Source organism: Streptomyces sp. NPDC001985, assembly GCF_040296845.1.
In the GTDB taxonomy this organism is placed as follows: Bacteria; Actinomycetota; Actinomycetes; order Streptomycetales; family Streptomycetaceae; genus Streptomyces.
The window spans coordinates 85858-100931 of record NZ_JBEOYB010000024.1 but is presented as its reverse complement, the minus strand read 5'-3'; the positions used below and the strand labels follow the sequence as shown (position 1 = coordinate 100931).

The following is a 15074-nucleotide window of genomic DNA, read 5'->3' as shown; positions in this document are numbered from 1 at the left end:
CCTCGCCGACGACCTTGGCCCGCATGTCGTCGCCGTTGACCCGGATGGCCGGCGCCCCGCCCCCGCCCCTCCCGGGCCCTCGCCCGCCCTGCCGCAGAAGCGGAATGGGTCACAATCGCTTTCGATGAGCAAACACCCGGCCTAGCGTTCGACAGGTCGGGTGTTTGCATGTCGGCAGCATGTCGGCACCGTTACCAAAGCGTGATCCCGAGGGTTCTTGCGGATGTCCCCGGGGTGGACGCAGAGTGATGTATGCGCTTACAGGCAGCGCATACATCACCGGTTGACACCGCCGGAACGCTCAAGGAGGAGCCTCCATGCACCGCACCGCCAGAACCGCCTCGGTGGCCGTCGCACTCGCGGCCATGTTCGGAATCTCCGCGTGCGGCGGCTCGGGCGGGGCGGAGGTCGGCGCCGACGAGAAGCAGACCCTCACGGTCTGGGCCATGGGCACGGAGGGTGAGAAGCTCGTCGATGTCGCCGCCGAGTACCAGAAGAAGAACCCCAACGTCACGGTGAAGGTCACCCCGGTGGGCTGGGATGTCGCCCACCAGAAGCAGGTCGCCGCCGCCGCGGCGGGCAATCTGCCCGATGTGATGCAGATGGGCTCCACCTTCATGGGCGAGTTCGCCGAGCTGGGCGTCCTGGAGCCGGTGGACACCAAGGCGTTCGCCGAGAAGGACTTCTTCCCCGCCGCGTGGGAGGGCAATGTCGTGGACGGCACGGTCTACGGCGTGCCCTGGTACGTGGACGCGCGGGTGCTCTACTACCGCACCGACCTCGCCGAGAAGGCCGGTGTCGGCAAGGCCCCGGCCACCTGGGCCGAGATGTCCGCGCTCGCCGGAGCCTTCCAGGAGAAGGCCGACACCAAGTGGGGCATCTCCCTCCAGCCCTACAACCTCGACGCCTGGCAGAACTGGCTGCCGTTCTTCTACTCCGCGGGCGGTGAACTGATCAAGGACGGCAAGCCCGCCCTGGACAGCGAGGCCGCGGTGAAGTCCCTCGCGGAGTACGCCTCGTACTTCGAGAAGGGTCTCGCCAAGAAGAGCGTCCAGCCCGGCTATGACGTGATCAAGGACTTCGGCAACGGCAGTGTGCCGATGTTCCTCTCCGGCCCCTGGCAGACCGTCAACATCGCCGAGAACCAGCCCCAGCTCAAGGGCAAGTGGGCCGCCGCCCCGCTCCCCGCGGGCACCTCCTCCACCTCCTTCGCCGGCGGCTCCAGCCTCGTCATATCCAAGGACAGCGAGCACAAGCCGGCCGCCCGGGAGTTCATCAAGCACCTCACCGACGCCAAGGGCCAGGCCGACTGGTACAAGCGCACCACCGATCTGCCCGCGAACAAGGCCGCGTGGGACGACGGCGAACTCGCCTCCGACCCCCACCTGAAGACCTTCCGCACCCAGATGGAGAGCGCCAAGGCCATCCCGGCGCTCGCCAAGTGGGCCCAGATCGGCTCCAAGATCGACTCGGCGATCGAGTCGGTGACCCAGGGCAAGGCGTCCCCGGCCGAGGCGGCCGAGAAGATGCAGTCCGAGACCGCCGGCCTGGTCGAGTAGCGCCGTGAGCACCCTCACCGAGACGCCCGCCAAGGGCCCGGCGGCGACGGCGCGGCCGTCCCCGCCGGGGCCCGGGCCCCGCAAACGCCGCCGGGCCGGGGTGCAGAACCTGGCGGGCTGGTTCTTCTCCACCCCGTTCCTGGTCCTCTTCGCCGTCTTCATGGCCCTGCCGATCATCGCCACGCTGGTGATGAGCTTCACCGACTTCGGGCTGCGCAATGTCACCGACCCGTTCTCGGCGGAGTTCATCGGCCTGGAGAACTACACCAGGCTCTTCGGTGACGAGAAGTTCCTCACGGCGCTCTTCAACACGGGGTACTTCGTCGTCGTCGGGGTGCCCCTGACCATCGGGGTGGGTCTGGTCATCGCCGTCCTGCTGAACAACGGCATCCACCGGCTCCGCTCCTTCTTCCGGATCGGCTTCTACGCCCCCGTCGTCACCAGCATCGTGGCCATCGCCGTCGTCTGGCGGTTCGTGCTGGACCCGGCCGACGGCCTGGTCGCCGGGGTCGCCGCCGAACTCGGCATGACCTCGCCCGACTTCCTCGGCTCCGAGACCCTCGCCATGCCCTCGCTGATCGTGATGGCCGTCTGGCGCAACCTCGGCACGGTCATGGTGCTCTTCATCGCCGGTCTCCAGGCCATCCCCGCCGAGGTCCGCGAGGCCGCCCGGCTCGACGGTGCCGGGACGTGGCAGGAGTTCCGCCGGATCACCGTCCCGCTGCTGCGCCCCACCCTGCTCTACGCGACCGTCATCACCACCATCGGCTACCTCAATGTCTTCGAGGAGCCCTTTGTGATGACCAACGGAGGACCGTCCGACAGCACCCTGACGGTCTCCCTCCACATGTACCGGGAGGGCTTCAACTTCTTCCACATGGGATACGCGAGCGCCATGGCGTACGTCCTGTTCGTCGTGATCATGGGCATCACTGTGCTCCAGCTCCGTCTGCTGAAGGACAACACCGAATGAGCACCGCACGACTGAAGCGGCCCGCGGCCTATCTGGCGCTCAGCGCCGGGCTGATGCTGATGGCCGCCCCCTTTCTGTGGATGGCGCTGTCCGCGTTCAAGACCAAGCCGGAACTGGCGGCCAGCCCGCCGGTGTGGATTCCCACCGAGTGGACCCTCGCGAACTTCCGCGAGCTGCTCGACCTCCTCGACCTCCCGGCCTACTTCCTCAACTCCACGATCGTCGCCTCCCTGGTCACCGTCTCCAATCTGCTCTTCTGCTCGATGCTCGGCTACGCCCTGGCGAAGCTGAACTTCGCCGGGAAGAACAAGCTCTTCGGTCTGGTCCTGGGCGCGCTGATGGTGCCCGGCAATCTGATGCTGCTGCCCCTGTTCGTGCTGATGAGCAAGATGCAGCTGATCGACTCCTACGCGGGGCTCGTGCTGCCGTTCGCCGCCGGGGCCTTCGGGGTCTTCCTCATGCGCCAGTTCATGCTCTCCGTCCCGGACGAGCTGCTGGAGGCCGCGAGGCTCGACGGCGCGGGGGAGTGGTACATCTTCTGGCGGATCGTGATGCCGCTGGTGAAACCGGCCCTGGCGACCCTGGCGATCCTCACCTTCCTCCAGTCGTGGAACAACTTCGTCTGGCCGCTCATCGCGACCAACGACCCCGACAAGTACACCCTCCCCGTGGCGCTGGCGACCTTCGCCACCGACCCCAACCGGGCCAACGGCGCCAATGGCGTCCTCATGGCCGGCTCCTTCCTCGTGGTGCTGCCGGTGCTGCTGGTCTTCGCGGTGCTCCAGCGCCACTTCACCCAGGGCATCGCGACCGCCGGTCTCAAGTAACCCGGCCCCGGCCCCCGGGAGCCCCGCCCCCTTCACCGGGCGCCCCCTCTCTCCGGGCGGCGGCCCACGCGCCGCCGCCTCACCATCCCCACCCCCCTCACGGATAGGTATGTGCTGATATGAGCGAGAAGTCCGCTGCCCATGTCGACTGGGAGTCCCGCATCGGCAAGCCCAGCGACACCCGCCTCACGGGAGCGGGCGAGCTGCCCGCCCCCACCCGGGTGACCGCTCGGGACGGCACCGGCCATGTTCTGCTCGACTGGACCCCGGTCGACGGAGCGCTCGGCTATCTGGTCCACCGCGCCGACACCGCCGAGGGGCCGTTCGAGCCGCTGGACCACCTCGGCGGCGATGTGCTGGCCGTGCCCCACCCGCCGTACGCCGACACGCTCGCCGAGCCCGGCCGCGGCTACCACTACCGGATAGCCACCTGGTCCGACAGCGGCGCGGGCGGACTCTCCGAAGCCGTCACCGGCAGCGCCGCGCCCGCGGGCCCGGCACCTGCCGGGGTCACCGTCGCCGTCGACGCCTCGGCGCCCACCACCGATCTGCCCGGCGTCTGGAACCGGATGATCGGTGCCGAGCACTTCTCCCTGCTGATCTGGGACAAGCCCGGAGCGGGCGGCTCCGATGTCGCCGCCGAGTACGCCCGGGCGCTCGGGATCGTCCGGGACGAGATCGGGGTGCGCTCGGTCCGCGCCCACGGCACCTTCCTGCCCGAGACGGTCTCCGTCCGGCCCGATGGCTCCTTCGACTTCTCCGGCCTCGACCAGGTCTACGACCGCTTCCTCGCCACCGGCCTCAAGCCCGTGGTCGAACTCTCCTTCATGCCGAAGGAGCTGGCCGCCGACCCCGGCTACACCGTCTTCGACTACAAGGCCCTGGTCTCCACCCCCGCCGACTGGGACCGCTGGGGCGACCTCTGCCGCGATCTGACCCACCACCTCCAGGAGCGGTACGGCCGGGACGAGGTCGCCGGCTGGGAGTTCGAGGTGTGGAACGAGGCCAATCTGGAGGTCTTCTGGAACGGCACCCAGGACGACTACCACCGGCTCTACGAGGTCGCCGCCCGCGCCGTGAAGTCGGTGGACGAGCGCATCCGCGTCGGCGGCCCCTCCTCCGCCGCGGCCGGCTGGGTCGGCGCGCTGCTGGAGCACTGCCGCACCCATGACGTACCCCTCGACTTCGTCTCCACCCACACCTACGGCAACGCGCCGCTCGACTTCCGGCCCATGACCCGCGCCTTCGCCGAGTCCACCGGACGGCCCGAGCCGGAGATCCTGTGGACCGAGTGGGGGGTGACCCCGACCCACTTCCACCGGGTCAGCGACTCCGTCTTCGCCGCGCCCTTCGTGCTCCGGGGCATGAAGAGCGCACTCGCCTCCACCGACGCCCTCGCCTACTGGGTCGCCTCCGACCAGTTCGAGGAGCTGGGCTGGCCGCCCCGGCTCTTCCACGGCGGCTTCGGGCTGCTCACCGTCGGCAATCTGCGCAAGCCCCGCTTCTGGGCGCTGTACCTCCTCTCCCAGCTGGCGGGCGGCCGGATTCCCGCCGCCGTCACCGGTGACGGCGCCGACGCGCTGACCGAGGCTCTCGCCACCCGCGCCGAGGACGGCTCCACCCTGGACCTCCTCGTCTGGAACGGCACCCTCGACCAGTCGAAGATCGACGGGGACGAGGCGCTGCACCGCACCGCGACCGTCCGCCTCTCCGGGCTCACCCCCGGCGCCTCCTACACCCTCGCCTCCCGGCGGGTCGACGAGCGGCACGCCAACATCCAGGCCGTCTGGAACGACCTCGGCGGCGGCGACTGGCCCGACGACCAGCAGTGGGAGAAGCTGCGCGCCGCCGACCAGCTCCCCGAGGAGGGCCTCGGCTCCGTGACCGCGGAGGCCGACGGCACCGCCGCCCTCACCTTCGAACTGCCCAACCCGGGCATCCGCTTCCTCCACCTCACCCGCGCCTGATCCGCCGGGGGCCGCCGGCAGCCGAGCGCCGGCGGCCCCCGGGCCCGCACCACCGACCCCACCCCCGCATCCGACCACGGGAGCTGGACATCCATGGACCGTCTCGACCGCCGCACGCTGCTCACGGCCGCGGGGGCAGCCGCCCTCTCCGTCCCGGCGCTCTCCGCGCCCGCGCTCGCCGCGCCGTCCCCGGCCGCCACCGGTGCGCCTCAGGGCGCGAAAAGTCTCCATGCTTCTCCTACGACCCTGCTGCACAAGTGGTTCCGGGACACGTATCACTCGATCGAGCGAATGACGACCGACTTCGGTCTCACCGCCGACAAGGCCGACCTCAGCCGCCCCGGCAAGCCCGTCCCCTCCCGCAACACCTCTCCCACCAACATCGGCTGCGGTCTCTGGTCGACCGTCGCCGCCGCCGGGCTCGGTGTGATCAGCCGGGCCACCCTGCACCGCCGCCTCGACCACATGGTCACCGCCGTCGAGCGGCTCGAACGCCACCACGGCTTCTGGGTCAACTGGTACGACGCCCACGACGGCTCCGTCCTGACCCGCTGGCCCGAGACCGGGGAGGCGGTCCGCCCCTTCCTCTCCTCCGTCGACAACGCCTGGCTCGTCACCGGACTGCGCATCGCCGCAGACGCCGACCCCGCGCTGCGCCGCCGTACCGCCCGGATTCTGGCCGGCGCGGACTGGTCGTACTTCTACACCCCCTACGACCCCGCCGACCCCGTCAAGGGCCCCGGCCAGCTCCGCGGCGGCTTCTGGACCGACACCGGCGAACCGACACCCCACCACTACGGCGCCCTCAACACCGAGCCCCGCATGGCCAGCTACCTCGGCATCGCCGACGGCTCACTCCCCGCCGCCCACTACTGGCACCTGCTGCGCACCATGCTCCCCGAGCACGAGCAGGAGCAGACCCCCGGCGGCTCGTACACCACCGTCGACGGCGTCCGGGTCTGGAACGGCCACTACACCCACCGGGGCCGCAAGCTCGTCCCCGCCTGGGGCGGCTCCATGTTCGAGGCGCTGATGGTGCCCCTGTTCGTCCCCGAGTCCACGTGGGGGCGGCGCTCCTGGGGAGTGACCCACAGCCGTTTCGTGCGCTCCCAGATCGAGCACGGACTCGACGAGGAGAAGTACGGCTACTGGGGCTTCTCCCCGGCGAACATCCCCGAGGGCGGCTACCGCGAGTACGGCGTCGACGCGATCGGGATGCAGGTGGAGGGGTACCAGTCCGGCGGGGTCGTCACCCCGCACGCCTCCTTCCTCGCCCTGCCGCAGGCCCGCCGGGAGGCCGTCGCCAACCTCCGATCGATCGCCCGCGACTTCGGCGCGTACCACGAGGGCTACGGCTTCCGCGACTCCGTCGATGTCCGCACCGGACGGGTCAGCGACTTCGTGCTCGCGCTCGACCAGGGCATGATCGCGGCGGCCCTCGCCCAGGAGCTGCGCCCGGGCCTCCTCCAGCGCCCCTTCCGGACCGGCGGTTTCGCCTCCCGGGTCAGGCCGCTGCTGGAGCGGGAGCGGTTCAGCATCTGAGGACCGACGCCCGAGGGGCCGGTTCCACCGGACAGTCCCGGTGGAACCGGCCCCTCGGGCACGGGGCGCGAGCCGCTCAGAGCGCTCCCTTGCGCCGCTCCCGGGTCAGCAGATAGCCGAGATAGGCGCCGCCGATCGCCATCGTGTAGATACCGACGGGCAGATCCTCGAAGAGCGGCAACTGCTGGGCGCAGAGGTCCGCCACCACCATGAGCAGGGCGCCGGTCAGCGCGCCCAGCAGCAGATGGGGGCCGGGCGCCCGGGTGATCCGCTTCGCGATCTGCGGCGCGGTCAGCGCGACGAACGCGATCGGGCCCGCCACACTCACCGCGCCCGCCGACAGCACGATCGCGAGCACCACCGCGAACGTCTTGGTGTTCCTCGGCTCCGAGCCCAGCCCCTGGGCGATGTCGTCGCCCATCTCGCCGATGCCCAGCCGCCGCGCGGTGAGCGCGGTGAGCGGCACGGTCACCAGCAGGACCAGCCCGATGGTGGTGGCATCGGACCAGGAGCGCGAGTCCAGGCTGCCGTTGACATAGGCCGCGAGTTCCGACGCGCTGTCCCGCTTCATCGCGTACACCACGTACTGCGTCACGGCCGCGCAGATCGCCGCGACGCCGATACCGGCGACCACCAGCCGGGCCGGATTGCGGAACCCGGTGCCGGTGGAGACATGGACGAGCGCCATGGCGAGCACACCGCCGGCCAGCGCGCCGACCGGGACCGGTACCGTGCCGGGCAGCATCAGCGCCACGAGGGCCGCGCCCGCGCCCGCCCCCGCGCCCAGCCCGATCACATCGGGGCTGCCCAGCGGGTTGCGGGTGGCGGACTGGAACAGCGCCCCCGAGAGCCCCAGCGCACAGCCGGTGCCGAGCGCCACCACGAGCCGGGGGCCGCGCAGCCGCTCCAGGACGAAGGCGTTCTTGCCCTCGGCCCCGCCGCCCAGCGCCTCGCCGAGGTCGGCGAGCGGAATGCCGAGCCGGCCCAGCGACAGCGTCGCCACGCACGCCACCACCAGCAGCACCAGCAGGCCGAGCGCCGTGAACACCGACACCCGCCGCACGGGGACGGCGAGTCCGCGCCCGATCCGGAGAAACCCCCGGGGGGCCCGGATCTCCGCCGGCGCCGGGCGAACCGGCCCGCGGGGCGCTCCGGTCCGGGGACCGGCGGCGTCCGGGATCATGCGTTCCCCCTCATTCTGCGTACGGCCACGAGCAGCGCGGGAGCGCCGATGAACGCGGTGACGACCCCGACCATCAGCTCCTGCGGCCGCATCACCACCCGCCCGACGACATCCGCGGCGAGCAGCAGCGCCGGCCCGGCGATGGCCGAGAAGGCGATCTGCCAGCGGAAGTCCACTCCGACGGCGGCCCGCACGATGTGCGGAACGGCCAGACCGACAAAGGCGATCGGGCCGACCGCCGCCGTCGCCGCCGCGCTGAGCAGGGTGGCCGCGAGGAGACCTCCCGCCCGCACCAGCCAGGGGTTCGCCCCGAGGGCCGCCGCGGTCGAGTCCCCGAGCGCGAGCGCGTTGAGGCTGTGCCCCAGCACCAGCGCGAGGACGAACCCGGCGGCGGCGAACGGCAGCATCGAGTGGAACACCTCGAAGTTCCGGCCGCCCAGCGCGCCGACCACCCAGTACCGGTAGCTGTCGAAGACCTGCGGCTTGCTCAGGGTCACCGCCTGGATGTACGCCATCAGCACGGCGGAGAGCACCGCGCCCGCCAGGACCAGGCGGACCTGGCTCTTGCCGGAGCCCGCCGAGCCGATGCCCTGGACGACGACCCCGGCGATCAGCGCCCCCGGCAGGGCCCACCACATCGCGGCCGTACCGCCGCTCGCGCCCCAGAAGGCGGTGGCGGTGACGATGCTCGCCGAGGCGCCCGCGTTGATGCCCAGCAGTCCGGGCTCGGCCAGATGGTTGCGGGTCACCCCCTGCATGAGGGTGCCCGCGACCGCCAGACAGAGCCCGGCCAGCACCCCGAGCGCGGTCCGCGGATAGCGGCTCTCGACGATGGTGGTGATCTGGGCGTCACCGCTGCCCGAGAGCACGTCGACCACCTCGCCGAACGAGGTGGTCCTGCTGCCGAACATGACACTGGCGGCCAGGGCGAGCCCCAGCACCACCAGGCCGGCGATCAGCGCGCACACCCGCCGGGCAGTGCCCTGTCGTGCGGCACTGCCCGGCGGGACGTGGGAAACGGTGGCCATATGGCTCCTCTGTCCCCTGCTTCCGGTCTACTTGCCGGCGGCGGCGACAGCCTTGTCGATCAGCGGCAGATACCGGTCGATCGTCCACGGCACGGTCAGCGGGTTGATGATCGAGGAGGCGGTGACGAAGGAGTTGCTGTCACCGACCACCACGGCGCCCTTCTCGACCGCGGGGATGTTCGCGTACAGCGGCTGTGCCTCGATCTCCTTGCGGTTCTTCTCGTCGGTGTAGAACGTGAAGATCAGGTCGCTGTCCTTGAGCTTCTCGGCGTTCTCCAGACCGATCAGCGCCGAGTCGGTGCCCTTCGTCTCCTTGAAGCCGTTCACCACCGGGTCGACGGTCAGGCCGAACGAGGAGACCATCTTGACCCGCTGCTCCTCGGGCTTGAACACACCGAGGGTCCCGGGGCCGGTGTTGTAGATGTACGAGAAGGTCAGGTCCTTGTACTTCGGCCGGGTCTTGCCGGCGTCCGCGAGCTGCTTCTCGATCTTCCCGATCAGCTCGGGGCCCTCGGCGGGCTTGCCCAGCGCCTTGGAGATGATCTCGATCTGCTGGTCCCAGTTGGTGCTCCAGGGCAGATCCGGGTAGGCCACCGTGGGGGCGATGTCCTTGAGCTTGTCGTACTGCTTCTGCGTGACGCCCGACCACGGGGCGAGGATGACATCCGGCTCCAGCTCCAGGATGGCCTCCATGTCCAGCTCCTCGCCGCCCGTGAACTGCTCGGGGAGCTTGTCGCCCTTCTCGGTCACGGCCTCGTGAATCCACGGCAGGTAGCCGGTCTTGTCGGCGCCCCACGGGTAGCTCTCGATGCCCACGGGGGTGTGGCCGAGGGCGATGGCGGTCTCCGCCGAGCCCTGGCCCAGGGTGACGACCCGCTTGGGCTGTGTCTTGATCTCGGCGGTGCCGAGCGCGCTCTTGATGGAGACCGGGAACGCTCCGCCGCTCTTCTCGGCGGCGCCGTCCGGCTTCTTGTCGCCGTCGCCGGACGACGAGCAGCCACCGATGGTCAGTACGGCGGCGGTGGCGGTGGCCGCGGCGGCGAGCGCGCGGCGACGCGCACGAGTGAACCCGAGCATGGACGTTCCTCAAGATTGATGTGCAAGGCCGTCGACCCGGCGTCCCGGCGGAAGGGGGATTCCTCCCGGTGTTCCGCCACGGTGGACGCGGTGAACAGCGGCACTGATCGACTTAGGCAAGCCTAAGCTACGCCTGACTCAACCTTCAACCACCCCCCTGAGGGAGGCGCCGAGGGGCTTCTCCGTGTCCGCTCGGGCACCCTCCGTGACAACCGTGTCCGCGGAGAGTGGTTTCCCCTCGTTGGCCTATGCCGGGCCCCGCACTCTCCCTAGCATGGGCGTCTCACGGCTTCTCTCTGCCGACAGACCGACGGACATGGGTGATTGCGGGATGCGGAACGAGTCGTGGCGCCCGGACGCCATCGACACGACAGTGCCCAGCGTGGCACGGATGTACGACTACTACCTGGGGGGCAAGGACAACTACGAGTCGGACCGCGTCGCCTGCGAGGAGCTGCTGACGCAGGTCCCCAGCACCAAGGTCCTCGCGGTGAACAACCGGCGCTTCCTGCAGCGCGTGGTGCGGCTGCTCGCCACCGAGTACGGCATCCGCCAGTTCATCGACCACGGCTCAGGTCTGCCCACCCAGGACAATGTCCACCAGGTGGCCCAGGCCGTCGACCCGGCGTCGAAGGTGGTCTATGTCGACAACGACCCGATCGTGCTCGCGCACGGCCGGGCGCTGCTCGACGAGAACGACCGCACCGCCGTCATCCAGGCCGACATGCGGGACACCGAGGGCATCTTCGGCCACGCGGACACCGCCCGGCTGATCGACTTCGACCAGCCCGTCGCCGCCCTCTTCGTCTCGGTCATGCACTGCATACCGGACGAGAGCGACCCGGCCGCGCTGATCCGGCGGGTCGCCGAGCGGCTGGCGCCGGGGAGCTTCCTCGTCGTGTGCCAACTGGTCAGCGAGCGCCCGGAGATCCGGAAGTTCGTCACCGACTTCATGGCCGAGGCGACCGGCGGACACTGGGGCCGGGTGCGTGCCCAGAGCGAGGTGACCGAGTACTTCACCGGGCTCGACGTCCTGGAGCCGGGGCTGGTCGAGGTGTCGACCTGGCGCCCGGACAACGACCTCGCCCCGGTCCAGGAGACCGACGAGTGGATCGAGTGGGGCGGTGTCGCCCGGCTGGCGTGACCGGCCGGCGTGACCTCGCGCACCGGCCGCCCGGGTGACCGCGCGGCCGGGGCTCCGCCCGGTGGGCGCGTCCGGCGCGGGGGCGCGGGCGTCAGGATTGGCTCAGCCGCCCGCGGAGCACCTCCAGCGACCGGGCGGGCGTCAGCGCGCAGGCGCCGACCCGGTCCAGCATGTTCCGGTACTGCTCGACGATCTGCGGTTTCTGGGTGAAGGTCGAATCCGTCAGATGCTCTATGTAGACGGCGTCCCGGAGATCGCCCAGCGCGAACCGCAGATAGGTCACGCCCGTGCCCACGCCCACCGCGGCCGACACATCGAGCGGGGCGATCTGGAGGGTGATCCTCGGGCGCTCCACCAGCGTGATCAGATGCTCCAGCTGGGCGCGCATCACCTCCGCGCCGCCGACCGTCCGCAGCAGCACTGACTCGTCGATCACCGCCCACAGATGGGGCGCGTCCGCCTGGTCCAGATGCCGCTGCCGCTCCTGGCGCAGCTCGACCCGGCGCATCACCTCGTGCGGCAGGAGATGGCCGGGGCCCGCCTGGATCACCGCCCGGGTGTACGCGGGGGTCTGGAGCAGGCCCGGCACATAGAAGGGCTCGTACGCGCGGATGCGCTCGGCCGCGCTCTCCAGGGCGACCAGGGGGGTGAAGAAGTCGGAGAGGACATCGCTGAACGAGCGCCACCAGTCACTGCGGCGGGACTGCTCGACCAACCGCAGGAACTCCTCGACCCGCTCCTCGCTGTCGACCCCGTACAGACTCAGCAGCGCGAGCGCGTCGGCCCGCTTGCAGCCATGGCGCCCCAGTTCGATTCGGCTGGTTTTCGACCGTGAGAAACCGAGCTGCCCGTCGACGTCGGCGGGGTCGAGCCCGGCGGCCACGCGCAGTTCGCGCAGCTTGCCGCCGAGGATCAGCTTCAGCGCTGTCGGGTTCTTCTCCACCGCCCCCAGAGGTCTCAGGAACAACGACTCGGTCGGGTCGGGTGCAGCCATGGGGGCCATGGGGGCGCTCCTGCGGACGCTCGGGAGATGTCAGTATCCACCACGGACCCATGACCGACAGGGGGCGTGCCCGTCCGGAGTGCTTTTCAGCCTGTCATCGAGTCGAAGTCGCCACTGCGCGCACCGGCCACAAAAGCGGCTATCTCCTCCCGTGTGTAGACCAGGGCCGGTCCCTGCGGGTCACGGGAGTTGCGGATCGCGACCCCGCCGCCGGGCAGCTCCGCCAGTTCCACGCAGTTCCCCGTGGCGTTGCTGTGACTGCTCTTGGTCCAGGTCACCGAGGTGAGTGCGCTTGCTCGCATGCCATTGATGAAGTGTTCCACTGCCACAGTCCCTTGCTCTTCGTACGGTCGCTCGTGGGCTCAGACTGCCGCGAATGCAATCCCATCTGCAATCCCAGATGCAATTGCATTCTTGTGCGGGACTCGACCATACTCGTCCCCGCGGCCCGCCGCCGCAGCGTCGAAGTCCGCATCCTCCAGGGGGACATGACCAGTGACGACCCATGTGTCAGCCTCAGCGACCACGAGCATCAGGGGCAGCGGAGGGCTCTCCTCCGCCGGCTCGGGCGCGGACTGGCCGCTCGGCTCGGCCGATCAGGGCCCGCCGTCGCCCTGGGGAGGCGGTCACGGCGGGGTCCCCGCCGGATTCGCCGCGTGCGGGCTGGACGGGAATCTGCGCAACGCCTCACAGGCCCGCCGCTTCGTCGCCGCCACCCTCGACCGGTGGGAGCTGCCCGCGCTCGTCCCCGACGCCGCGCTCGTGGTCAGCGAACTCGTCACCAACGCCGTGCAGCACGCGCTCGACCCCGAGACGCCGGACCCGGTCGACTACCCGGTCTGGCTCGGGATGTTTCTCCACCCCGAGGATGTCGTCTGCGCGGTCACCGACCCCAGCTCCCGCCCGCCGCGCCCGCGCGACGCCGGCAGTTGCGCGCTCGGCGGCCGGGGGCTCTCGCTGATCGACGCGCTGAGCCAGAGCTGGTCGTGGTCGCTGACCCCGCCCCGGGGCAAGACCGTCTGGGCGGCTCTGCCGCTGGCCGCCCCGCCGCGCTGACTCAGCGCTCTTCGCCCTCCTCGCCCTCCTCGCCCTCCAGGAACGTCCGGACGACCTCGATCTCCCCGATGCGCGAGGTGCTCACCCGCCGGGGGTCGTCCCCGAGCACCACCAGATCCGCCCGCTTGCCCGCGGCGATGCTTCCGGCGCTCTCCTCCCAGCGGCAGGCGTGGGCGGCGCCCAGGGTGTACGCGTGCAGGGCCTCGTCCACGGTGATGCCCTCGGCGGGTCCGATCACCCGCCCCGACAGCGAGGTCCGTTCCACCATGAACTGGATGGCCCGCAGCGGCGCGCCGTCCGCCACCGGGCGGTCCGAACTCCCCGCGATCCGTACGCCGTTGTCGAGGAACCCCCGGCCCCGGTAGAGCCAGGGAGCACGGCCCTCGCCCATGATCGCGGCATAGTCGTCGCCGAAGTACCGCAGAAACGACGGCTGGATGACGGCGGTGGCCCCCACGGCCGCGAAGCGCGGCAGCTGGTCGGGGCGGACCAGGCCCGCGTGCTCGATACGGTGCCGGGCGTCGGGCCGGGGCCGTATCCGCTGTGCTCTCTCCAGTGCGTCCAGGGCGAGTTCGACGGCCCGGTCGCCGATGGCGTGGACGGCGAGCTGCCAGCCCGCGAGATGGCCCTGGACAATGATCTCGTCGAGCGGCCGGTCGGTCCGCTGGAGCCGCCCGGCGCCGTCCGTCCCCTCGTAGGGGCTGCTCAGAGCGGCCGTACGGGCCATCATGCCGCCGTCCGTGAAGACCTTGAGCGCGCCGAGCGACAGCCGCCCCCCGCCGAAGCCGGTGCGCAGGCCGAGCCCGATCGCGTGCGAGGTGGTGTCCCCGGGCGCCGCGTCGACCGGTCCGAGGGCGTCCGCGGCGACCATGAGCTGGAGCCGCAGCGGCAGCCGGCCCGTGTCCAGGGCGAGCTGGCACGCCGCGCCCTCGATCGGGCTGAAGGCGAAGAGGCCGCTGCCGAGGCCCGCCTCGGCGCAGGCCGTCACCCCCTCGGCCCGGCACTGGAGGGCGGCCCGCTCCAGGGCCCCGGCCAGCTCCTCCAGCGCGTGCGCGGGCCGCAGCCGGCGCGCCCGCGCCATGGACTCCTCCGCGAGAAAGCCCTCGGTGCGGACGGGCCCGGGGAGCAGATCCATGATCGCGCTGTTCACCACGCACCCGTGGCCCGAGATGTGACCGATGAGGACCTTCCGCCCCGCGCTCACCGTGTCCAGCTCGGCCGCGGTGAGATGGCGGCCCAGCGGGCGCTGGTCGTACCCCGTCAGATCCACCCAGTCCCCGGGCCCGGCCCCGGCCACGGCCCGCGCGACCACCGCCAGGACGGCGCCCGGGTCCGCGGAGGGGGCGACGTCGGGCATCCGTGCCCCCAGCCCCGTCCACAGGAGATGGACATGGCTGTCGATGAACCCCGGCAGTACGGTGGCACCGCCGAGATCGAGGAGGCGGCGCGCGGGGAGCGCGGAGACCTCCTCGTCCAGGCCCGCGATCCGGCCCCGCCAGATGCCGAGTTCCCGGGCGGCGGGGCGGGCCGGGTCCATGGTGACGATGTTGGCGTTGGTGATCCTGGCGCAGAGCACGGGCGCATCCCTTCGAGGACGGTGGAAGAGGGGGAGCCGTGGAGCCCTCTCCCATCCTGTGGTCCCGGGGGAGCGTGAGAACCCGTCAGGCGCGGTGGATTCCGCGGCATATCGGTCGGAGAATCGCAGCAAGAACAGT

The 15074-nt window shown here is 70.9% G+C and carries 13 protein-coding genes; 7 read left to right on the top strand and 6 right to left on the bottom strand.

Annotated elements, in window-relative coordinates:
* Positions 1-317: 317 nt before the first annotated feature.
* The 5 genes from ABT122_RS13545 (at position 318) to ABT122_RS13525 (ending at position 6868) form a co-directional block, all read left to right on the top strand.
* The gene (locus tag ABT122_RS13545) at positions 318-1559 is read left to right on the top strand and encodes a sugar ABC transporter substrate-binding protein (RefSeq protein ID WP_351550069.1); all 1242 of its coding nucleotides are present in this window, start codon (positions 318-320) and stop codon (positions 1557-1559) included.
* Positions 1560-1563: 4 nt separating this feature from the next.
* The gene (locus ABT122_RS13540; RefSeq protein WP_351550066.1) at positions 1564-2532 is read left to right on the top strand and encodes a carbohydrate ABC transporter permease; all 969 of its coding nucleotides are present in this window, start codon (positions 1564-1566) and stop codon (positions 2530-2532) included.
* Positions 2529-3359: a carbohydrate ABC transporter permease gene (locus tag ABT122_RS13535; protein WP_351550063.1), complete on the top strand. Its 831-nt coding sequence runs from the start codon at positions 2529-2531 to the stop codon at positions 3357-3359. Before ABT122_RS13540 ends, ABT122_RS13535 begins: the two co-directional genes overlap by 4 nt.
* Positions 3360-3478: 119 nt before the next feature.
* Complete coding sequence (locus ABT122_RS13530) at positions 3479-5326, top strand: GH39 family glycosyl hydrolase (protein ID WP_351550061.1); 1848 nt, start codon at positions 3479-3481, stop codon at positions 5324-5326.
* 93 nt (positions 5327-5419) lie between these two features.
* Complete coding sequence (locus tag ABT122_RS13525) at positions 5420-6868, top strand: glucoamylase family protein (RefSeq protein WP_351550058.1); 1449 nt, start codon at positions 5420-5422, stop codon at positions 6866-6868.
* 76 nt (positions 6869-6944) lie between these two features.
* Here the strand turns inward: ABT122_RS13525 and ABT122_RS13520 are convergent, their stop codons facing one another.
* Genes ABT122_RS13520 through ABT122_RS13510 form a run of 3 tightly spaced genes read right to left on the bottom strand, consistent with a single transcriptional unit; the run spans position 6945 to position 10156 of the window.
* Positions 6945-8051: a FecCD family ABC transporter permease gene (locus ABT122_RS13520; RefSeq protein WP_502976139.1), complete on the bottom strand. Its 1107-nt coding sequence runs from the start codon at positions 8049-8051 to the stop codon at positions 6945-6947.
* Positions 8048-9079, bottom strand: a complete 1032-nt coding sequence (locus ABT122_RS13515; RefSeq protein WP_351550055.1) for a FecCD family ABC transporter permease — start codon at positions 9077-9079, stop codon at positions 8048-8050. The genes ABT122_RS13520 and ABT122_RS13515 overlap by 4 nt, the downstream gene beginning before the upstream one ends.
* A gap of 27 nt (positions 9080-9106) precedes the next feature.
* Positions 9107-10156, bottom strand: a complete 1050-nt coding sequence (locus tag ABT122_RS13510) for an iron-siderophore ABC transporter substrate-binding protein (protein ID WP_351550053.1) — start codon at positions 10154-10156, stop codon at positions 9107-9109.
* Positions 10157-10487: 331 nt separating this feature from the next.
* Between ABT122_RS13510 and ABT122_RS13505 the strand changes: the two genes are divergently transcribed.
* Positions 10488-11300, top strand: coding sequence for an SAM-dependent methyltransferase (locus ABT122_RS13505; protein WP_351550050.1), 813 nt, complete (start codon positions 10488-10490; stop codon positions 11298-11300).
* A gap of 91 nt (positions 11301-11391) precedes the next feature.
* Here ABT122_RS13505 and ABT122_RS13500 read toward each other — a convergent pair whose 3' ends face one another.
* On the bottom strand, positions 11392-12294 hold the full coding sequence (locus tag ABT122_RS13500; RefSeq protein WP_351550047.1) for a helix-turn-helix domain-containing protein: 903 nt from the start codon (positions 12292-12294) through the stop codon (positions 11392-11394).
* A gap of 95 nt (positions 12295-12389) precedes the next feature.
* Positions 12390-12605, bottom strand: a complete 216-nt coding sequence (locus tag ABT122_RS13495) for a DUF397 domain-containing protein (RefSeq protein WP_351550044.1) — start codon at positions 12603-12605, stop codon at positions 12390-12392.
* A gap of 205 nt (positions 12606-12810) precedes the next feature.
* Between ABT122_RS13495 and ABT122_RS13490 the strand changes: the two genes are divergently transcribed.
* Positions 12811-13359: an ATP-binding protein gene (locus ABT122_RS13490; RefSeq protein WP_351550041.1), complete on the top strand. Its 549-nt coding sequence runs from the start codon at positions 12811-12813 to the stop codon at positions 13357-13359.
* A 1-nt stretch (position 13360) separates the two neighbouring features.
* On the opposite strand, the gene ABT122_RS13485 is transcribed toward ABT122_RS13490, so the two are convergent.
* Positions 13361-14935: an amidohydrolase gene (locus ABT122_RS13485; protein WP_351550038.1), complete on the bottom strand. Its 1575-nt coding sequence runs from the start codon at positions 14933-14935 to the stop codon at positions 13361-13363.
* Positions 14936-15074: the final 139 nt, after the last annotated feature.